The sequence below is a fragment of the Streptomyces sp. AK010 genome (assembly GCF_014207295.1).
GTDB classification, from domain to species: domain Bacteria; phylum Actinomycetota; class Actinomycetes; order Streptomycetales; family Streptomycetaceae; genus Streptomyces; species Streptomyces massasporeus.
Genome location: NZ_JACHCX010000004.1, coordinates 331,685 through 351,271 on the forward strand (window position 1 = coordinate 331,685; position 19,587 = coordinate 351,271).

General features: G+C 71.5%; 19 protein-coding genes, 1 tRNA gene and 1 pseudogene. 11 read left to right on the forward strand and 10 right to left on the reverse strand.

Going from position 1 to position 19,587, the window contains the following annotated elements; translation table 11 throughout:
• Positions 1-72: 72 nt before the first annotated feature.
• From HDC93_RS10320 to HDC93_RS10330, 3 genes are all read right to left on the reverse strand, one after another.
• Positions 73-903: an SCO1664 family protein gene (locus tag HDC93_RS10320; RefSeq protein WP_185009399.1), complete on the reverse strand. Its 831-nt coding sequence runs from the start codon at positions 901-903 to the stop codon at positions 73-75.
• The gene (locus HDC93_RS10325; RefSeq protein ID WP_031103749.1) at positions 867-1,454 is read right to left on the reverse strand and encodes a DUF3090 domain-containing protein; all 588 of its coding nucleotides are present in this window, start codon (positions 1,452-1,454) and stop codon (positions 867-869) included. Before HDC93_RS10325 ends, HDC93_RS10320 begins: the two co-directional genes overlap by 37 nt.
• Before the next feature lie 78 nt (positions 1,455-1,532).
• Positions 1,533-2,219, reverse strand: coding sequence for a histidine phosphatase family protein (locus HDC93_RS10330; protein WP_031103748.1), 687 nt, complete (start codon positions 2,217-2,219; stop codon positions 1,533-1,535).
• A gap of 61 nt (positions 2,220-2,280) precedes the next feature.
• Between HDC93_RS10330 and HDC93_RS10335 the strand changes: the two genes are divergently transcribed.
• Positions 2,281-3,276 (forward strand): magnesium and cobalt transport protein CorA, encoded by a 996-nt coding sequence (locus tag HDC93_RS10335; RefSeq protein ID WP_185009401.1) that lies wholly within the window; start codon positions 2,281-2,283, stop codon positions 3,274-3,276.
• A 10-nt stretch (positions 3,277-3,286) separates the two neighbouring features.
• On the opposite strand, the gene HDC93_RS10340 is transcribed toward HDC93_RS10335, so the two are convergent.
• Both HDC93_RS10340 and HDC93_RS10345 read right to left on the reverse strand, forming a co-directional pair.
• The gene (locus HDC93_RS10340; protein WP_185009403.1) at positions 3,287-4,075 is read right to left on the reverse strand and encodes a ferritin-like domain-containing protein; all 789 of its coding nucleotides are present in this window, start codon (positions 4,073-4,075) and stop codon (positions 3,287-3,289) included.
• Between the two features lie 264 nt (positions 4,076-4,339).
• A complete protein-coding gene (locus HDC93_RS10345) occupies positions 4,340-5,395 on the reverse strand; it encodes an LLM class F420-dependent oxidoreductase (RefSeq protein WP_185009404.1) in 1,056 nt (351 codons plus the stop codon).
• A gap of 225 nt (positions 5,396-5,620) precedes the next feature.
• Between HDC93_RS10345 and HDC93_RS10350 the strand changes: the two are divergent.
• The 3 genes and pseudogenes from HDC93_RS10350 to HDC93_RS10360 form a co-directional block, all read left to right on the forward strand.
• Positions 5,621-6,721: pseudogene (locus tag HDC93_RS10350) on the forward strand (polysaccharide lyase family 1 protein); the annotation flags it as partial.
• Positions 6,722-6,881: 160 nt separating this feature from the next.
• Complete coding sequence (locus HDC93_RS10355) at positions 6,882-7,868, forward strand: aldo/keto reductase (protein ID WP_097215692.1); 987 nt, start codon at positions 6,882-6,884, stop codon at positions 7,866-7,868.
• Positions 7,865-10,306 (forward strand): helix-hairpin-helix domain-containing protein, encoded by a 2,442-nt coding sequence (locus tag HDC93_RS10360; protein ID WP_185009408.1) that lies wholly within the window; start codon positions 7,865-7,867, stop codon positions 10,304-10,306. The genes HDC93_RS10355 and HDC93_RS10360 overlap by 4 nt, the downstream gene beginning before the upstream one ends.
• A 63-nt stretch (positions 10,307-10,369) precedes the next feature.
• Here the strand turns inward: HDC93_RS10360 and HDC93_RS10365 are convergent, their stop codons facing one another.
• Complete coding sequence (locus HDC93_RS10365; protein ID WP_185009410.1) at positions 10,370-11,083, reverse strand: hypothetical protein; 714 nt, start codon at positions 11,081-11,083, stop codon at positions 10,370-10,372.
• A 47-nt stretch (positions 11,084-11,130) separates the two neighbouring features.
• Between HDC93_RS10365 and HDC93_RS10370 the strand changes: the two genes are divergently transcribed.
• The gene (locus tag HDC93_RS10370) at positions 11,131-11,319 is read left to right on the forward strand and encodes a DUF5703 family protein (protein ID WP_185009412.1); all 189 of its coding nucleotides are present in this window, start codon (positions 11,131-11,133) and stop codon (positions 11,317-11,319) included.
• Positions 11,320-11,397: 78 nt separating this feature from the next.
• Here the strand turns inward: HDC93_RS10370 and HDC93_RS39285 are convergent, their stop codons facing one another.
• The 3 genes from HDC93_RS39285 to HDC93_RS10385 form a co-directional block, all read right to left on the reverse strand.
• Complete coding sequence (locus tag HDC93_RS39285) at positions 11,398-12,279, reverse strand: chaplin family protein (protein WP_185009414.1); 882 nt, start codon at positions 12,277-12,279, stop codon at positions 11,398-11,400.
• 131 nt (positions 12,280-12,410) lie between these two features.
• Positions 12,411-12,644: a chaplin ChpH gene (gene chpH / locus HDC93_RS10380; RefSeq protein ID WP_185009416.1), complete on the reverse strand. Its 234-nt coding sequence runs from the start codon at positions 12,642-12,644 to the stop codon at positions 12,411-12,413.
• Positions 12,645-12,808: 164 nt separating this feature from the next.
• Positions 12,809-14,134: a M20/M25/M40 family metallo-hydrolase gene (locus HDC93_RS10385; RefSeq protein WP_185009418.1), complete on the reverse strand. Its 1,326-nt coding sequence runs from the start codon at positions 14,132-14,134 to the stop codon at positions 12,809-12,811.
• A 196-nt stretch (positions 14,135-14,330) separates the two neighbouring features.
• Here HDC93_RS10385 and HDC93_RS10390 point away from each other — a divergent pair.
• A tRNA-Leu gene (locus tag HDC93_RS10390) sits at positions 14,331-14,415 on the forward strand.
• A gap of 62 nt (positions 14,416-14,477) precedes the next feature.
• Positions 14,478-14,852, forward strand: coding sequence for a YchJ family protein (locus HDC93_RS10395; protein WP_185009419.1), 375 nt, complete (start codon positions 14,478-14,480; stop codon positions 14,850-14,852).
• 44 nt (positions 14,853-14,896) lie between these two features.
• On the opposite strand, the gene HDC93_RS10400 is transcribed toward HDC93_RS10395, so the two are convergent.
• A complete protein-coding gene (locus tag HDC93_RS10400; protein WP_185009421.1) occupies positions 14,897-15,598 on the reverse strand; it encodes a FadR/GntR family transcriptional regulator in 702 nt (233 codons plus the stop codon).
• A 138-nt stretch (positions 15,599-15,736) separates the two neighbouring features.
• Between HDC93_RS10400 and HDC93_RS10405 the strand changes: the two genes are divergently transcribed.
• The 4 genes from HDC93_RS10405 to HDC93_RS10420 are packed head-to-tail and all read left to right on the forward strand — an operon-like array spanning position 15,737 to position 19,545.
• Positions 15,737-16,255: a gluconokinase gene (locus HDC93_RS10405; RefSeq protein ID WP_185009423.1), complete on the forward strand. Its 519-nt coding sequence runs from the start codon at positions 15,737-15,739 to the stop codon at positions 16,253-16,255.
• Positions 16,256-16,311: 56 nt separating this feature from the next.
• On the forward strand, positions 16,312-17,709 hold the full coding sequence (locus HDC93_RS10410) for a gluconate:H+ symporter (RefSeq protein ID WP_185009425.1): 1,398 nt from the start codon (positions 16,312-16,314) through the stop codon (positions 17,707-17,709).
• A gap of 13 nt (positions 17,710-17,722) precedes the next feature.
• Positions 17,723-18,487: an SDR family oxidoreductase gene (locus HDC93_RS10415; protein WP_185009427.1), complete on the forward strand. Its 765-nt coding sequence runs from the start codon at positions 17,723-17,725 to the stop codon at positions 18,485-18,487.
• Positions 18,488-18,507: 20 nt separating this feature from the next.
• Positions 18,508-19,545, forward strand: a complete 1,038-nt coding sequence (locus HDC93_RS10420) for an L-idonate 5-dehydrogenase (RefSeq protein ID WP_185009429.1) — start codon at positions 18,508-18,510, stop codon at positions 19,543-19,545.
• The last annotated feature ends 42 nt before the right edge of the window (positions 19,546-19,587 follow it).

Below are 19,587 nucleotides of genomic sequence, written 5' to 3' on the forward strand. Positions count from 1 at the left end.
GTTCCATCTACGAATGGGAGCGGGCCACTCGGCCGAGAAGGCCCTCTTGCGGTGTTCCGGGTGCCTGTGCTGCTACACGGGTGGCCAGGGAATCGCCGGCCACTCACCGCTCGGCTCCGGATGGGTCCCCGAGGCGAGCAGGGCGCCGACCCGTGCGCGGGTGGCGTCGATCTCGGCGCCGGTGATCAGCGGTTGGAGCCGCGCGGCGAGCGGGCCGCCCTCGGTCAGACCCTTTTGGAGGCCTTCGAGGACCTTGACGGCCTCCTCGGTGAGGGCCTCCCCCGCCCAGCCCCACAGCAGGGTCCGCAGTTTGTTCTCGGCGTTGAACGTGACTCCGTGGTCGATGCCGTACAGCCGGCCTTCGCCGGTGGGGAGCAGGTGCCCGCCCTTGCGGTCGGCGTTGTTGATGACCGCGTCGAGGACCGCGAGCCGCCGCAGCCGCTCGTCGTCGGCGTGCACGAGCAGCGCGGTGCGCCCCTCGCCGACCTCGGCGAAGCCGATCGCCTTCCAGCCCGGCTCGGGCTCCTCGCCGTCGACCAGGGCGAGCAGTTCCGCCTCGGGCGTCACCTCGACCCACAGCTGGCACATGCCCTCGCCGTAGGGACCCTCGCGCAGCACGGTGGGCGGCACGAGGCCCCAGCCGGTGGCCTCGGAGACCTCGTACGCGGCGACCTCGCGCTGGGCCAGCGTCCCGTCGGGGAAGTCCCACAGCGGCCGCTCCCCCGCGACCGGCTTGTAGATGCAGGCCGCGTCCTGGCCGTCGTAGGACACCGTGCAGTACAGGGCCGCGTTGGAGGCCTCACGGATGCGTCCGCGGACGGCCAGTTCGCCGCGGGCGAGCAGCCCGGCGGCGTCCGGTGGGGGCGTCACGCTCCGCGGCGGTATCCGTTCTGGCGCGGACATACGTGTCCTTCCGGGTCGAGCGGGAGGCTGCACAGCGGGCACGGCGGCCGCCCGGCGTTGACGACGTCGAGGGCGCGCTTGGCGAAGGCCCGGGCCTGGGTGCCGGTGAGCCGGACCCGCAGCATCGGCGGCCCGTTCTCCTCGTCCTGGAGCAGCCGCTCCTCGGCCTCGGCGAGGTCCTCCTCGGACTCCGCGTCGAGCTCCACGAGCGCCTGCGCCTCGACGATCATGAGCTGCTCGTCGCCGTCCCAGGCCAGCGCCATGGTGCCGACCCGGAACTCCTCCTCGATGGGGGTGTCCAGCGGCGCCGTGTCGGTGTCCGACGGCGCGACGGCGGGGACGTGGGCGCTGCCGCCGCTACGGCGTACGACCTCGTCGAGCAGTTCGTCCATGCGTTCGGCGAGCGCTGCGACCTGCGTCTTCTCCAGGGCCACGCTGGTCACCCGGGAGCCTGCGGTGGCCTGGAGGAAGAACGAGCGGCGCCCGGGCAGTCCGACCGTACCGGCCACGAAACGCTCCGGATGGTCGTAGAGGAACACCTGACGGGACACGTCCTGTCTCCATTGGGATCGTGGGAACCGTGGGACCACGGCACTGCTGCGACCGCTTCACCCTACTGCGGCGAACGATCACGGTGCGCCCGCACCACCCCCGACTTCGGCCTCGCCCCCCGGCGGTTCCTCGCGCGGCGCCAGGGACGTGAAGTCGCCCGTGTCACCGAGGCGGACGAGAAACGGTCGCAGTCGTGTGTAGCGGATCGCGGTGATGGAACACGGTTCAACGGAAATTCGCTGGAAGAGGTCCAGGTGAAGTCCGAGTGCGTCGGCGACGAGCGACTTGATGATGTCGCCGTGCGAGCACATGAGGTAGACGGCGTCGGCGCCGTGGTCGCGTTCCACGCGCGCGTTCCACTCGCGTACGGCCTCGGCGGCGCGCGTCTGCATGGCCCGCATGGACTCCCCGCCGGGGAACGCCGCCGCGGACGGATGGGCCTGCACCACCTCCATCAGGGGCTCGTCCTTGAGCTCGGCGAGCTTGCGTCCGGACCAGTCGCCGTAGTGGCACTCTCCGATGCGCTCGTCGGTGTGCGGGCTCAGGTCCGGCCGGGCCTCCAGCAGCGGCCGGAGGGTTTCCTGGCAGCGCTGGAGCGGGCTGGTGACGATTTCGGCGAGGGGCAGTTCGGCCAGCCTCCCGGGGAGCGCGGCGGCCTGGGCGGCGCCGCGCTCGTCGAGGGCGACGCCGGGCGTCCAGCCGGCGAGGAGTCCCTCGGTGTTGGCGGTGGAGCGTCCGTGCCTGACCAGGATCAGCGTGGGCATGCGCTCCAGCGTAGGCGCACGCGCGCGTGCAATGTCGTTCGAGTGACGGGAGACTCGCTTCGTGATCGTCGACTGTGCCATCTACCGCGACGGACAGCGGACGGAAGGGCCCGAGGACCTCTCCGACGCCCTGGGTGAGGCCCGCACGGCGGACGGGTTCGTGTGGATCGGGCTGCACGAGCCGACGGAGGCCGAGTTCGACCATGTGACCCGGGAGTTCGGGCTGCACCCGCTGGCCGTCGAGGACGCCCTGAAGGCCCACCAGCGGCCCAAGCTGGAGGTGTACGACGACTCGCTCTTCGTGGTGCTCAAGCCGGTGGCGTACGAGCCGCGCAGCGACACCGTCTCCTCCGGCGAGATCATGATCTTCCTGGGCGACTCGTTCGTGGTGACCGTCCGGCACGGCGAGGGCGCCCCGCTCAAGGCCGTGCGGCACCGGCTGGAGCACGAGCCGGAGCTGCTCGGCAAGGGCCCCACGGCCGTGCTGTACGCGGTCGCCGACGCGACCGTCGACCACTACCTGGACGTGGCGACCGAGTTGCAGACCGACCTGGAGGGCCTGGAGGCGGAGGTGTTCTCACCGGACGGCGGGGGCTCACGGAACACGGCGTCCCGGATCTACGACTTCAAGCGGCAGGTCCTGGAGTTCCGCCGGGCGACCGGGCCGCTGGCCCCGCCGATGAGCCGGCTGGCGGGGGCGGCGTCGGCCGGTGTGGCCGTACCGTTCGTGGACGACCGGGCCCGGCCGTTCTTCCGCGACGTCAGCGACCACCTGACGCGTGTGAACGACTCCGTGGAGAACCTGGACCGGCTGGTGTCCGACATCCTCTCGGCGCACCTGGCGCAGATGAGCGTCCGGCAGAACGACGACATGCGGAAGATCTCCGCGTGGGCGGCCATGGCCGCGATCCCCACGATGCTCGCGGGGATCTACGGCATGAACTTCGAGCACATGCCCGAGCTGCGCTGGGTCTGGTCCTATCCGGCGCTGATCGCCCTGATGGCCGTCCTGGAGTTGATGGTCTTCCGGCTGTTCAAGCGCCGGGGGTGGCTGTAACCGGGCCGGCTCAGGCGAAGTCGGGCTCCGGGGTCGCGGGACCACCGAGGGCGTTGCGGCGCTCGGGCGTCCTCAGCGACACCATCCGGCGCCAGCCGCCCAGGCGTTCGTAGGCGTACGCCGCGTGGATGCCTGCCGTGAGCACCGCCGACTTGGCCTTGGACCAGCCGAGGATGCGGCCCATGTGTGCCATGACGGCGAGGCTGACGTCGCGGTAGATCCGGATCTCGGCCAGCGCGCACTCGCGCAGGGTGCGCTGGATGACCCGGCCGTGGCCCGCGTGGGCGAAGCGCAGCAGTTCCTCGTGGCAGTAGGCGAGGTGGTTGTCCTCGTCGTCGGAGATCTGCTTGACCGCGCGGCCGATGTCGGGGTGGTCGGCGAAGTGCTTACGCAGCAGGACCATCTGATCGGTGGCGCGCTGTTCGGTGACCCTGCTGTGCGAGAGGTAGGTGACGATGTCGTGGACCGTGAGCCGCTCGTCGCGGTTCAGCTGCTCGTGCGCGAGGCCGATGCCGTTCTTCTCCAGGAGCATGGTGTAGTCGGTCTCCGGCGGGACCGGCACGGGGTCGAGGCCGCGCTTCTTCATCAGGGCGTTGAAGATCCGGCCGTGCTTGTCCTCGTCGGCGCCGTGCCGGCTGATCTTGGGGGCGAGGTCGCGCTCGGCCTCGGGCACGAGCGCGGCGATACGGGCGTTCTCCCAGCCACCCTGGGACTCGCCGCTCGCGGCGAGGGAGCAGAACAGGGCGAAGGACTCGTCGTTGTCGAGGATCTCCTGGAACAGACTCTTGGCCGAAAGCATCGTGGGCACCTCTCCCGCGCGCGTGGGCGTACCGCGGCCTTCCCGCAGGTTCCCCGAACAACGAGTCAAGTGCGGGGCGGAGGGTGCTGCAACAGGTGTGGGGGACAACTCCGCCGAATGGAGGACGCGGGGGGGAGGCGTGCCGGGCCGGGTGGGGGCCTCTGTGCCGTAACCGCAGGGGGCCCCACGCGTTGTTCTGCGTGACGGCCGTGGCGGGGAAGACCCCCGAGCCCCCACCACGGCCGCTGAAGACTCCCGGTCGGTTCAGGCGAGCCCGGCGCGCTCCAGGGCCTCGGTGCCGGCCCGCAGGGACGCGAGCCGCTCGTCGAGCGTGAAGCCCGCCGGCGCGAGGGACAGGGTGGTGACCCCGGCTGCGGCGTAGGCCTTCATCCGGTCCGCGATCCGGTCCACGGAACCGAGCAGGGTCGTCTTGTCGATCAGGTCGTGCGGTACGGCGGCCGCGGCGCCCTGCTTGTCGCCGGAGAGGTACTTGCTCTGGATCTCGGCGGCTTCCTGCTCGTAACCCATGCGCCGGGCGAGCTGGTTGTAGAAGTTCTGCTTGGGGCTGCCCATGCCGCCGACGTACAGCGCGGTGTACGGGCGGAAGGTGTCGGCGAGCGTCGCCACGTCCTTGTCGTCACCGACGGCGAGCGGGAGGGTCGGGCAGACGTCGAACCCGTCGAGGGTCCTGCCGGCCTTCTCGCGCCCGGCGCGCAGGTACGAGATCGTCGTGTCCTCGAGGTGCTCGGCGGACGGGAAGATCAGCAGGGCGCCGTCGGCGATCTCGCCGGTCTGCTCGAGGTTCTTCGGGCCGATCGCGGCGATGTACAGGGGGATGTGCTCGCGCTGCGGGTGCACGGTCAGCTTGATCGGCTTGCCGGGGCCGCCGGGCAGGGGCAGCGTCCAGTGCTGCCCCTCGTAGGACAGCCGCTCGCGGGTCATGGCCTTGCGGACGATCTCGACGTACTCGCGGGTGCGGGCGAGCGGCTTGTCGAACTTGACGCCGTACCAGCCCTCGGAGACCTGCGGGCCGGAGACGCCGAGGCCGAGGCGGAAGCGGCCGCCGGAGAGGGAGTCGAGGGTGGCGGCGGTCATGGCCGTCATCGCGGGCTGGCGGGCCGGGATCTGGAAGATGGCGGAGCCGACGTCGATGCGCTCGGTCTGGGCGGCGACCCAGCTCAGTACCGTGGCGGCGTCGGAGCCGTAGGCCTCGGCGGCCCAGCAGACGGCGTATCCGAGCCGGTCGGCCTCCTGGGCGACGGCCAGGTTGTCCGCGTCCATTCCGGCACCCCAGTAGCCGAGGTTGATACCGAGCTGCATGCCGCATCCCCTTACTGATCAGTAACGTGCCTTGTGCGGGCACCTTAGCGCGGAGGCCGGGCGAGGTACACGGCCGCAGCCGGTCGGTCATGCCGGTCAGTCGTTTAGATGAGTGAACAGGAATCATGGACGCGACCATTGACGCGTGCATGGCCCGTCCATACCTTTCATTGGAAAGCGCTTTCCATCTCTCCCCACCTTCCGCAGCCGAACGGAGAGCCACCGATGAAGCGAGCACTCCCCCTGCGACTCCCCACGGCCTTGGCCACGATGGCCCTCGCCGCCGCGACCGGCACCCTCGTGTCGATGCCCGAGGCGTCGGCGGCCACCGGCAGCGCCACCGGCTACGCGACCCAGAACGGCGGAACCACCGGCGGCGCCGGAGGCCAGACGGTCCGGGCGACGACCGGAACGGCGATCCACCAGGCCCTCTGTGGCCGGGCGAGCACCAGCACCCCGATCACCATCGAGGTCACCGGGACCATCAACCACGCCAACACCAAGAAGGTCTCCGGCACCGGATGCGACACCGCCGACGGCGTGATCGAGTTCAAGAAGGTCAGCAACGTGACTCTCGTCGGGGTCGGCAGCGGCGCCGTCTTCGATCAACTGGGCATTCACATCCGCGAATCGCAGAACATCATCGTCCAGAACGTGACCGTCCGGAACGTCAAGAAGTCGGGCTCCCCCACGTCCAACGGCGGGGACGCCATCGGCATCGAGCGCAACGTCCGCAACGTCTGGATCGATCACACCACCCTGGAGGCGTCGGGCGGCGAGTCGGAGGGCTACGACGGCCTGTTCGACCTCAAGGACAACACCCAGTACGTCACCCTGTCCTACAGCGTCCTGCGCAACTCCGGCCGCGGCGGCCTGGTCGGCAACAGCGAGAGCGACCGGTCGAACGGCTACATCACGTACCACCACAACCGGTACGAGAACATCGACTCCCGCGCCCCGCTGCTGCGCGGCGGCATCGCGCACCTCTACAACAACCACTACGTGCGCCTCAACGAGTCCGGCATCAACTCCCGCGCCGGCGCCCGCGCCAAGGTGGACAACAACTACTTCGAGGACTCCAAGGACGTCCTCGGCACCTTCTACACCGACGAGGCCGGGTACTGGCAGGTCGGCGGCAACATCTTCGACAACGTGACCTGGTCCGCTCCCGGCAGCGAGAACCATCCGGCCGGACCGGACCCGAAGTCGAACACCACCGTCGCCATCCCGTACGAGTTCGGGGCGGACGCCGCCGCCTGCGTGCCGGCCGTCGTGAGCCGAACCGCGGGCGCCGGAAAGGGCCTTCAGGTGTCGGACGGCAGGTGCTAGCCGAGCGCTCCCGGCACCACCGGCCGGCCCGGCTCACCTTCGCGCCGGAGCCCCCGCGGACCGCGCGGGGTCACGGTCCCGCCCCCGTCCCGTCCTCGGAAAATCCGTGGTCCGCAGCCACCCACACCGTAGGTTCTGGCCAGTAATCTCGGCGTTCATGGAGCAGAGGCATCTCGGCCGCACCGGCCTTCGTGTGTCCCGGATCGGGCTCGGCACCCTGACCTGGGGGCGGGACACCGACGAGCATGACGCCGCGGACCTCATGAAGACGTTCTGGGAAGCGGGCGGGACCCTCGTCGACACCGCGGACGTGTACGGCGACGGTGAGGCCGAGTACCTCCTCGGCAGGCTCATGGACGGCCTGGTGCCGCGCCGTGACCTGGTCATCTCGACCAAGGCCGGCAGTGTGCCGGACCCGGACCGCCGCTTCGACGGCTCCCGTGGCCATCTGCTCTCCGCCCTGGACGCCTCGCTGGCGCGGCTCGGCACCGACTACGTCGACCTGTGGCATGTGCACGCGTACGACCCGGACACCCCGCTGGAGGAGACCCTCCAGGCCCTCGACCTGGCGGTCTCCAGCGGGCGTGCCCGCTACGCCGCAGTCTCCAACTTCTGCGGCTGGCAGCTGGCCAGGGCTGCGACCTGGCAGCTGGCGGCTCCTGGCATCCGGACCCGGGTGGCCGGTACGCAGCTGGAATACTCCCTGCTCCAGCGCGGTGTCGAGCGTGAGGTGCTGCCGGCCGCGCTGGACCTGGGCATAGGCCTGCTGCCGTCCTCGCCGCTCGGGCGCGGGGTGCTGACGGGCAAGTACCGGGGCGACACGATGCCGCCGGACTCACGCGGTGCGTCGGAGCATCTCGCGCCCTTCGTCGCGCCGTACCTCGACGACACGGCGAGCCGCATCGTGGACGCCGTGGCGACCGCGGCCGACGGGCTCGCGGTGACGCCGCTCCACGTCGCCCTGGCGTGGGTGCGCGACCGGCCCGGCGTGACCGCCCCGATCGTCGGCGCGCGCAACGCACTGCAGCTCACGGCGGCATTGTCAGTGGAGACCCTTAGTCTTCCTGACGAGATCTGCCGGGCGCTCGACGATGTGTCGGCGCCCGTGCACCGCTATCCCGATCACGACTGGAGCACGCTGTGAGCACGGAGCCCGAGACCACGGAGGACACCGAGCCGGGGACGCCGGGCACCGGGCAGGTACCCGACACCGTGGGCGGGGGCGCGGGAGCCGGGGAGACCTCCGCGGCGGAGGGCGCCGGGGAGGCGGCTGGGGCGGAGGATGACGGGCAGGGCCCCGAGGCGGAAGCGGCCGACGCGGACGCCGGGCAGACGTCCGAGACCGAGGGCACTGGAGCGGGCGTCCCGCAGAAGTCCGAAGCCGAGGCCGCCGACGCGGACGCCGGGCAGACGTCCGAGACCGAGGGCACTGGAGCGGGCGTCCCGCAGCAGTCCGAAGCCGAGGCCGCCGACGCGGACGCCGGGCAGGTGTCCGAGAGCCCTGAAGCGAGTGTCGGGCAGGTGTCCGAGGCCGAGGCCGAGCTGCGGGCCCAGCAGGCCGAGCGGGAGCGCATCGAGCAGCGCAAGGCCGAGAAGAAGGCGCCGATCGAGAGCGGCACCAAACTGAGCGGCAAGGCCGCCGACCTGCTCGCGGCCGTACGGGCCGTCGAGAGCGGCGAGAAGCCCGTGGCCACGGTGTTCGAGGAGTCCCGGCCGGCCCCCCGCCGCTCCGCCCCCGAGCCGGAGCGGCGCCCGCAGCCGGTGGTACCCCAGCCCGCCGCCGCGTCGGCGGCTCCCGCGCCGGCGGCGGTCCAGGCCGTGCGGCAGGTGCTCGCCGAGGGCGGTGCCCCGGAGGTGCTCGCACCGCAGATCGCCGCGGCACTCGGCGAGGGTGCGGACGACCAGTTGCGCGCCGACCCCTGGCAGTTGCTGCGGACCGCCGGCGTGCGGCCGGAACAGGCCGACGGATTCGCGCGTTCCCTGCTCGGTGCCGAGTGCGGGCCGGACGACGAGCGGCGCGGCCGGGCCGTCACCGGCTGGCTCCTGGAGCAGGCGGCGCTGGTCGGGCACACGGCCCTGGAGATGCCGGCGCTCCTCGCGGCCCTGGCCCAGCGCGGTGTTCCCGAGCCCGAGAGCGCCGTGCAGGACGCGATCGCGGAGGGGGAGGCACTGGTCTTCCAGGACGCCCTGGAGGAGCCCGGCACCCCGACGGCCGCGGAAGGGGACGAGGAGGACGTGGAACGTCCGGTCCGTGTCCTGGTCGGCCTCGAGCGGTTCGCGCTGGCGGAGGAGAGCCTGGCCGACGGCCTGGGCCGACTCGTCAACTCGGCGCCCAAGCAGGACGGTTCGGCCGAGGACTGGGAGCGGGCGGCCGCCGCGGCCCAGGGGTCGACGGCGGAGCTGATCCGCGCGGTGGCCGGCCAGGGCCTGGTGCTGCACACCGGCGGGGAGGCGTCCCTGGCCGAGCCCGCGGCACTGCTGAACGCCGCGAGGACCCTCGGACTGCGGGCCTGGGCTGCCGCGCACGGCCCGAGCGGCCGCAGCCGTTTCGCGGCCCTGCTGCGGCGGTCCGGCCAGGCGGCGGACGGTCCCGGGCGAGCGGACGCGCCCCCGGCCGGACCGGGCGACTCTCCCGTCGTCACCGTCTCCGGGCTGCTCGCCGGCACCGAAGGGCCCGGCCGGGACGCGGACGGGACCCTCGATCTCGATCTGCTCGTCGTGCTCGACGCACCGCAGCTGGATGTCGAGACGGCGGCTCTGCTGACGGAGTCGCTGCCGGACGGGGCACGGCTGGTGCTGGCCGGGGATCCGGCGGTGCTGTGGTCCGTGGGGCCGGGGCGGGTGTTCGCGGATCTGCTCGCGGCGCGGATCTGCCCCCAGGTGGCCTCGCGGCGTCCGGATCCGGGGCCGCTGGGCGAGCTGGTCTCCGGTATCGGCATCGGCGAGCTGAACCAGGTCGAGGCCCCCGGCAAGGAGGTCGTGATCGTGCCGGTGCGGGACGCGGGCGAGGCGGTGCACCGGACGGTGCAGCTCGTCGCGGACTCGGTGCCCCGGGCGATCGGTGTGCCGGCCGAGGAGACCCAGGTGATCACCCCCGGGCACGGCGGCGCCGTCGGGACGCGTGCGCTCAACGCGGCCCTGAAGGAACGGCTCAATCCGGGCCCGGGCCGCTTCGGCGGCTTCGACCCCGGTGACCGGATCGTCCACTCCCCCGCCCCGGGTCGTGCGCTGCCGGGCCGGGTGGTGACGGCGGACGCCGAGGGACTGCACCTGTCGTGCGAGGGCGAGACCGTCGTCGTACCGAAGGAGCGGGTGGAGCAGTCGGTGCGGCACGGATGGGCGCTGACCGCGCACCAGGCCGTGGGGAGCCGGTGGCCCGCGGTGGTCGTGGTGCTGCCCGGCGATGCGGCACAGGCGCTCAGCAGGCCGTGGGTGTACACGGCGTTCGGGCGGGCCGACCGGCATCTGTCCGTGGTGCACGGGGTGGAACAGGCACTGCCCCGGGCCGTGGCCGAGGTCCCGGCGAAGCCGCGGACGACCCGGCTTCCGGTGCTGCTCGCGCCGCAGGTCAGCGGCAGGTGACGGGGGTGGTGGTCAGGGGCCCGGGCCGCTGACCACCACCCCCGTGGTCGCCGTCGTGCGTGCTCAGCGGCGGTCCGCGTCCAGCGGTTCCAGGTCCTCGTCCTCGTCCAGGTCGCCTACGAGCTCGTCCTCGAGATCGTCGCCGTCCGCGTCGTCCTCGTCGTCGACGTCGTCGATCTCGTCGTCGAATACGGCGCTGACGTCGAAGCGGCAGACCACCTGCTGCGGATCGACCTGCTCGAACGGCGCCTCCAGCCACTCGCCGGGGTCGGCCGGTTCGTCCGCCGCCGTCACCCAGAGCGTGGAGTCGCCCTCCTCCAGCCCGAACTCCTTGTGCCGGGACGCGATCTCGTCGGGCTCGAACTCGCCGAACAGCAGCCCCAGCGCGCCGTGCACGGTCCCGGAGGCCGGGGAGCCGTCATCGCCCTCCGCCGCCTCGATCCGCTCGGCGTGCGCCAGCAGGCGCTGCGGCTCGGCGACGGCGTAGTCACGACGGATCAGCACACTCAGCGCGTTCGGTTCCTCGGGTCCCGTGTACGGGGGCAGCGCGTCCTCCGCACCGGGGATCTCGAAGGGTGTGACCTCGTCGTAGCGGTCGTAGAGCAGTTCGTCGTACACCTCTGCGGCCGCGGCCAGCTGGTTGAACGCCTCGAACACGGCCGGGTCGTCCTCCCCCGACCTGCGTTCGACCGCGGCCAGGTGGCGGTCGAGCGCGGTCTTGACCGCCTCGGCGGCGGCGCGTACCTCAGCAGCGGTGGGCTGCGCAGCATCAGACATAGTGCAGACGCTATCCGTACCGGGCCCCAGCCCGCACAATAGATGCGATGCCGGAATACGAATTTGTCGACGTGTACGTCCCCCGCGGGGTCTCCCGCAACGAGACGGCACGTCTGCTGACGGACCACGCGGAGTACGGACACTGGGAGTTGCACCGTCTGACCCTGCTGCGCGACGGCAGCCGCAAGGTGCGGTTGCGCCGGCGGATCATCCGCCAGGTGCGGGCCACGTGGTGAGCGGGGACGGGGCACCGGGAGAGCACACATGACGGAGCGGGCCCCGCGGCAGCGGGGCCCGCTCCGTGTGCGGGGATGTCAGGCTGAGGCGCGGGCCTTGCGGTAGAGGACCGCACCCGCGAGCAGCGCGCCCGCGCCGGCCGGCAGGGCGAGACCGAGCGGCAGATCGCTGCCGGTGCTGGCGAGCTGGGCGTCACCGTCGGGCTGCGTGACGAACTGGCCGCCCGGCTTGTTGCCGTGCGAGGAGCCGCCCGGGGTCTCACCGCCCGTGGAGGGCGGGGTGCCCGGGGTGCCGGGGTGACCGGGCTCACCGGGGTTGCCCGGGTGACCAGGGTTGCCGGGATCGCCCGGGTTGCCGGGATCGCCCGGGTTGCCAGGCGTGCCGGGATCGCCCGGGTTACCGGGGTTTCCCGGCTGGCCCGGGTTCCCCGGGTTCCCCGGGTTCCCGGGGTTCCCCGGCTGGCCCGGGGTCTCGTGGCCGCCGCCCGGCGGGGTGCCGTGGTGGCCGCCGCCGTTGGAGCATTCGTTGCCCGTGCTGGGGTTGCCGACGCCGATGACGTCGACGCTGTTGCCGCAGACGTTCACCGGCACGTGGACCGGCGCCTGGACGTGGTTGCCCGAGCCGACGCCGGGCGAGTCGGTGGCGTGCCCACCGGCGTGGGAGCCGCCGTGACCGCCCTGGCCGCTGTTTTCGCCGTATCCCCCCGACGATCCACCGCCCTTGTTGGCACACGAGTTGCCCACCGACGGGTTGAGCACGCCGACGACGTTGACCGTGTTCCCGCACACGTTGACCGGCGCGTACACCGGCACCTGCACCGAGTTTCCGGACAGCACGCCGGGCGAGCCCGACGTCGAACCCTGGGCGCCCGAGTCGGCGTGAGCGGAGCCGCCCGCGGCGGCGATCACGCCGGTCGCGGCCGCCACGGTCATCAGACCCTTGCGGGTAGCCTGTCGCATGTGATGAATACCTGCCTTCGACCCTGTCTCGAATTCTTCTCGAATTCCTCGAAAGAAGCGTTCGGTCCCGGATCGCATGGCACGCGCTCCGGGACCGATGGCTTCGAACTCCCCTCAGCGAGGGGAAAGCATCACTTGTTGATGCAGGTGTTGCCGAAGGCGGGGTTCAGCAGCCCGATCACGGAGACCGTGTTGCCGCAGACGTTCACCGGGACGTGAACGGGCGCCTGGACAACGTTGCCGGACAGGACGCCCGGGGAGTGCACGGCGGCACCCTGAGCACCCGAGTCGGCGACGGCCAGGCCCGCGCCCGCGAGAACCAGCCCACCGGTGGCAGCCGCAGCAGCGACGACCTTCTTGATCATTATTCCTCCTAGTTGGCAAAGCGACCCATCTTGCGATCGCATTACCTGTAACGAGGAGGGAGTAATGAGGCTACGAGCTTATGGTCGCATTCACTCTTCCCAGTCGATTCCGTACGCGCGATCGAATACCGGCCTTTCCAGGGGGCTCAGAACAGCAGGGGAGCTCAGGACAGGTCGATGAAGCGGTCGAGCACCCGCACGCCGAACTGCAGGCCCTCCACCGGCACCCGCTCGTCCACACCGTGGAACATGCCGGCGAAGTCAAGCTCCGGCGGCAGCTTCAGCGGCACGAAGCCGAAACCGCGGATGCCCAGGTCGTCGAAGGACTTCGCGTCCGTGCCGCCGGAGAGCATGTAGGGGACCGCCTTGGCGGTCGGGTCCTCGGCCAGCAGCGCGGACTGCATCGCCGCCACGAGCGCCCCGTCGAAGGTGGTCTCGACGGCCTTGTCGGCGTGGACGTCCTCGCGCCGCACGTTCGGGCCGAGGATCCGGTCGAGGTCGGCGAGGAACTCCTCCTCGTGGCCGGGCAGGAACCGTCCGTCGACGTGGGCGGTCGCCTCGCCCGGGATGACGTTGACCTTGTAACCGGCACCGAGCTGCGTGGGGTTGGCCGTGTTGCTCAGCGTCGCGCCGATGAGCTTGGCGATGCCGCCGAGCTTGGCGAGGGTCGACTCCATGTCCTCCGGGTCGAGCTCGGTGCCCAGCGCGTCACCGAGTTCGTCGAGGAAGGCGCGGGTGGTCTTGGTGACGCGCACCGGGAACTTGTGCCGCCCGAGCCGCGCGACGGCCTCCGACAGCTCGGTGATCGCGTTGTCCCGGTGGATCATCGACCCGTGCCCGGCCGTGCCGGCCACGGTGAGCTTCATCCAGTGCATGCCCTTCTCGGCCGTCTGGATCAGATAGAGCCGCCGCTGCTCGCTCACGGTGAACGAGAAACCGCCCACCTCGCTGATCGCCTCGGTGACGCCCTCGAACAGGTCGGGGTGGTTGCGCACGAGGTGCTTGGCGCCGTACGTGCCGCCGGCCTCCTCGTCGGCGAGGAACGCGAGGACGATGTCGCGCGGGGGCTTGCGCCCGCTGCGCAGCCGGTCGCGGACGACCGCGAGGGTCATCGCGTCCATGTCCTTCATGTCGACGGCCCCGCGGCCCCACACGCAGCCGTCGGCGACCTCGCCGGAGAAGGGGTGGTGGGTCCAGTCGTCCGCGTTGGCCGGTACGACGTCGGTGTGGCCGTGGATGAGGAGCGCGGGCCGGGAGGGGTCCTCGCCCTCGATCCGGGCGACCGTGGAGGCGCGGCCCGGGTGGGACTCGAAGATCTGGGGTTCGAGCCCGACCTCGGCGAGCTTCTCGGCGACGTACTCCGCCGCCTTGCGCTCGCCCGGACCCGAGTGGTCGCCGTAGTTGCTGGTGTCGATCTGGATCAGCTCGCGGCAGAGGTCCACGACCTCGTCCTCGCCGGTGACGCTCCTGGCCGTGTCCGTCTCGCTCACGTGCTTCCTCCCGGTGTCACTGCTGGTGGGTCCCCCTCATCCTCTCTCTCCCGGGCCCGCACCCCAAGAGCGCTCCCGGCCCGTCACACGCCGTTCACGCCCCACCGGGGTGCGGACGGGGGGTGATCGGCCACCCCGGAAAGCCTGGTAATGTTTACGTCGTCGCCGCGGGGAGAACCCGCGCGACAGACACCTTGTCCGGGTGGCGGAATGGCAGACGCGCTAGCTTGAGGTGCTAGTGCCCTTTATCGGGCGTGGGGGTTCAAGTCCCCCCTCGGACACATGAGCCTGAGGGCCGTGACCGTGAGGTCACGGCCCTCAGGCGTTTCCCGGAGAGGTGACCATGACCACCCGTTCCTGCCCGTGCGGGCTCCCCCAGGCCTACGACGCGTGCTGCGGCCGGTTCCATTCCGGGGACGCCGCCGCGCCGACCGCCGAGGCGCTGATGCGGTCGCGGTACTGCGCGTTCGTGAAGGGGGACGTCGCGTATCTGCTGCGGACGTGGCATCCGCGGACGCGGCCGGGGCGGCTGGGGCTGGATGCGGGGATGCGGTGGACCGGGCTGGAGGTCCTGGGGACGAGCGAGGGGTCCGCTTTCCACACCACCGGCACCGTGGAGTTCCGGGCGTCGTACCGGGGCGGCTCCCTGCACGAGCTGAGCCGGTTCGAGCGGGTCGACGGGGCCTGGGTGTACGTCGACAGGGAGTTTCCGGCGTAGCGGGTACCACGGCGGCAGACGCGGAGCCCTCGGCACTGCGGGTGCTACGGCGCCAGGATGTCGAGTTCCTGGAGGGCGCCGACCGTGATCTCCCTGGTCAGTTCCTCCGCCCGGGCGGCGTCGCCTTCGCGGATGGCCTCGGCGACCTGGACGTGCAGGGTGACGGCGGCAGGGTCGGGGTCCTCGAACATCACGTCGTGCTGGGTGCGGCCCGTCAGGACCTCGGCGACGACGTCGCCGAGGCGGGCGAACATCTCGTTGCCGGAGGCCACGAGGACGACGCGGTGGAAGGCGACGTCGTGGTGGAGGTACCCCTTTAGTTTGTGACCGCGTGAGTGGGCGACCATGCCGAGGGCGCACTCGGTGAGCTCGGCGCACTGCTCGGCCGTGGCGTGCCGGGCGGCGAGGCCGGCCGCGACCGGTTCGACCGCCGAGCGCAGCACCGTCAGGGACCGCAGCTGCCCGGGGCGGTCGGCTCCGGCCAGGCGCCAGCGGATGACCTGCGGGTCGTAGACGTTCCACTCGGACTTCGGGCGGACCGTCACGCCGACGCGGCGGCGGGACTCGACCAGGTACATGGACTCCAGCACACGGACCGCCTCGCGCATCACGGAGCGCGACACGTCGAAACGCTGGGCGAGTTCGTCCGTGCGCAGAACGCTGCCTGGCGGGTACTCACCCGCCGTGATCTCGGGGCCGAGGGTGTCCAGTACCCGGCCGTGCAGCCCCCGGCCCGTTGCGTTCATGCACTCAGCGTACGGGGTAGATCACGGAGACAAAAAGTCAGACTTAATCATCACGATCTCTTGAATTCGTCGTACCTAATGGGTTTCAGTGGCGTCGACATCATGTGTCGACCTCGGACAGCAGACAGTGAGGCAGCGATGAACACCCCCCATGTCGTCGTGGTCATGGGCGTAGCGGGCACCGGCAAGACCACCATCGGTCCCCTGCTCGCGGCCCGGCTCGGCGTTCCGTACGCCGAGGGCGACGACTTCCACCCGCAGGCCAACATCGCCAAGATGTCGGCCGGGGCCCCGCTCACCGACGAGGACCGCTTGCCCTGGCTCGACGCCATCGGCGCGTGGGCGCACGGGCGGGCCGGGCTCGGCGGGGTCGTCAGCTGCTCGGCACTGAAGCGGTCGTACCGCGACCGGCTGCGGGCCGCCGCGCCGGGCGTGGTCTTCGTGCACCTCACGGGTGACCGCGCGCTGATCGAGGACCGGATGTCGCACCGGCAGGGGCACTTCATGCCCACGGCGCTGCTCGACTCCCAGTTCGCCACGCTCCAGCCCCTCGCGGCGGACGAGGCGGGAGTCGGGGTGGATGTCGCGGGCGGCCCGGAGGAGATCACCGAGCGGGCGGTGCACGCCTTGCAGGACCTCCCCGAGCCCGTCCAGTAGCCCCTGGCGGATTCCCCCTCCCCTCTCCCCTTCTCCCCAACGCAAGGGAACCCACCGTGACCAGACTCAGCGTCGAGATGCTGGCAGCGGACGCACCCGAGCCGATCACCTCGGCCGGCCACGCTCAGCTGGGCATCGCCGTCCTGGCGGGCATCGCCGTCATCGTCCTGCTCATCACGAAGTTCAAGCTGCACGCCTTCCTGTCACTGACCATCGGGTCACTGGCGCTCGGCGCGATCGCCGGGGCACCCCTGGACAAGGTGCTGCTCAGCTTCAGCGCCGGCCTCGGCTCCACGGTCGCCGGCGTCGGTGTGCTGATCGCCCTCGGGGCGGTCCTCGGCAAGATGCTCGCCGACTCCGGCGGTGCCGACCAGATCGTCGACACCATCCTCGCCAAGGCCGGCGGGCGGTCGATGCCGTGGGCGATGGTGCTGATCGCCTCCGTGATCGGGCTGCCGCTGTTCTTCGAGGTCGGCATAGTGCTGCTGATCCCCGTCGTGCTGATGGTCGCCAAGCGCGGCAACTACTCGCTGATGCGCATCGGCATCCCGGCGCTCGCGGGCCTGTCCGTGATGCACGGCCTGGTGCCGCCGCACCCCGGTCCGCTGGTCGCGATCGACGCCGTCGGGGCCGACCTCGGCGTGACGCTGGCGCTCGGCGTTCTCGTCGCCATCCCGACGGTGATCATCGCCGGGCCGGTGTTCTCCAAGTACGCGGCTCGCTGGGTCGACGTCCCGGCCCCCGAGAAGATGATCCCGCAGCGCGCCTCCGAGGACCTCGAGAAGCGTCCCGGCTTCGGCGCCACGCTCTTCACCGTGCTGCTCCCGGTGATCCTCATGCTCGCCAAGGCCCTGGTCGACATCGTCGTGGACGATCCCGAGAACCCGGTGCAGCGCGTCTTCGACGTCATCGGCGCCCCGATGATCGCCCTGCTCGCCTCGGTGCTGGTCGGCATCTTCACGCTGCTGCGGCCTGCCGGGTTCTCCAAGGAGCGGATCTCGCCGCTCGTCGAGAAGAGCCTCATGCCGATCGCGGGCATCCTGCTGATCGTCGGCGCGGGCGGCGGCTTCAAGCAGACGCTCATCGACACGGGCGTGGGGCAGATGGTCCTGGACGTCTCCGAGGACTGGGCCGTCCCCGCGCTGCTGCTGGCCTGGCTGATCGCGGTGGTGATCCGGCTCGCGACCGGTTCGGCGACGGTGGCCACGGTCTCGGCGGCCGGTCTGGTCGCTCCGCTCGCGGCGGACATGTCCACCACGCACGCCGCTCTGCTCGTCCTGGCCATCGGTGCCGGCTCGCTGTTCTTCAGCCATGTCAACGACGCCGGGTTCTGGATGGTGAAGGAGTACTTCGGGCTGAGCATCGGTCAGAACATCAAGACCTGGTCCGTCATGGAGACGATCATCTCGGTGGTCGCCGGCGGTCTGGTCCTGCTGTTGTCCCTCGTGATCTAGGAGCGCCGCGGCGATGACGGCTCATCCCCTCTTCGACATCGGCGGCCGTACGGCCCTGGTCACCGGCTCCAGCCGGGGCATCGGACTCGCGCTCGCGCGCGGTCTGGCGGAGGCCGGCTGCACGGTCGTGCTGAACGGACGCGACAAGGACCGGCTCGCCGAGGCCGCTGCCGGGCTGCCCGGCGACCGGGTGCACACGGCCGCGTTCGACGTGACCGACGGATCATCGGTGGCCTCGGGGGTCGCCGAGGTCGAGGAGCGGGTGGGCCCGCTCGACATCCTCGTCAACAACGCGGGCATGCAACTGCGCGCCCCGCTCCTGGAGTTCGGGGAGTCCGACTGGCACCGGATCCTGGACACCAACCTGACCAGCGCCTTCCTGGTCGGCCGTGAGGCGGCGCGCCGGATGACGGAACGCGGCCACGGGAAGATCATCAACATCTGCTCGCTGCAGAGCGAGGTGGTGCGGCCCGGGATCGCGCCGTACGCCGCCACCAAGGGCGCCCTGAAGATGCTCACCAAGGGCATGTGCGCGGACTGGGGGCCCTACGGAGTGCAGGTCAACGGCCTGGGCCCGGGCTACATCGAGACGGAGCTGACCCGGACGCTGGTGGAGGACGAGGAGTTCGGCGCCTGGGTGCGGCGGCGCACTCCGGCCGGGCGCTGGGGCCGTACGCAGGACCTGGTGGGCGGGGTGCTGTTCCTCGCCTCCCCCGCGGCGGACTTCGTCAGCGGGCAGGTGCTGTATGTCGACGGCGGTATGACGAGCGTGCTGTGACCTGCCGGGAGGCGGCTGTGATGCTGGGGTGTGTGATCCACGGTCAGGGCGATCTGCGGGTGGCGGAGCTGCCGGTGCCGCGGCCCGGACCGGGTCAGGCGCTGGTCGCCGTGCGGTACGGCGGGGTGTGCGGGTCCGATCTGCACTACTGGCGGCACGGCGGGGTCGGCGACTTCCGGCTGAGGGAGCCGATGGTGCTCGGGCACGAGGTGGTCGGGACGGCCCTCTCCTATGGTGACGGCGCGTCAGGCCCCCCTCCCGGTACGGCCGTCGCGGTGCACCCGGCGACTCCCTGCGGGGTGTGCCCGGAGTGCGCCGACGATCGGCGGAACGTGTGCCGGGACACGCGCTACCTCGGCAGCGCGGCCCGCTTCCCGCACGTCCAGGGCGGTTTCGCCGCCCAGGTCGTCGTACCCGCCGAGCAGGTGCGGCCCCTGCCGGCCGGGCTCGACCTGCGGCGGGCGGCACTCGCCGAGCCCCTGTCCGTCGCTCTGCACGCGGTGCGGCGGGCCGGTGGGGTGGCGGGCCGACATGTGCTGGTGACGGGCGCCGGGCCCATCGGGTGTCTGGTGGTCGCGGCGGCGAAGGCGGCCGGGGCCGCGCACGTCACGGTCTCGGATCTGCTGCCCGAGGCGCTCGCGTACGGGCGGATCGCCGGGGCCGGGACGGTCGTACGGGCCGATGATCCCGACGACCGCGGGTGGCCGGACGAGGTCGATGTGGCCATCGAGGCGTCCGGGGTGGCCGCGGGGCTCGACGCGTGTCTGCGGCGGGTGCGGCGGGGCGGGGTCGTCGTGCAACTGGGGATGCTGCCGGCGGGGCACAGTCCGATCGCGGGGAACCTCGTGGTGAGCCGGGAGACCGAGCTGCGCGGGGCGTTCCGCTTCGACGGTGAGTTCGACGAGGCGCTGGCGCTGCTGGCCGGGGAGCCGGCGTTCGACGGGCTGATCAGTGCGGTGGTTCCCGTGGGGGAAGCCGAGTCTGCTTTCGCCCTGGCCAGTGATCGGAGTCGGTCCTGCAAGGTGCTGTTGGATTTCGCCCCCGCGCCATGGACCTGACCGCCGGTAGCCGCGTGCGGGTGCGTCGTGGCTGTTCGCGCA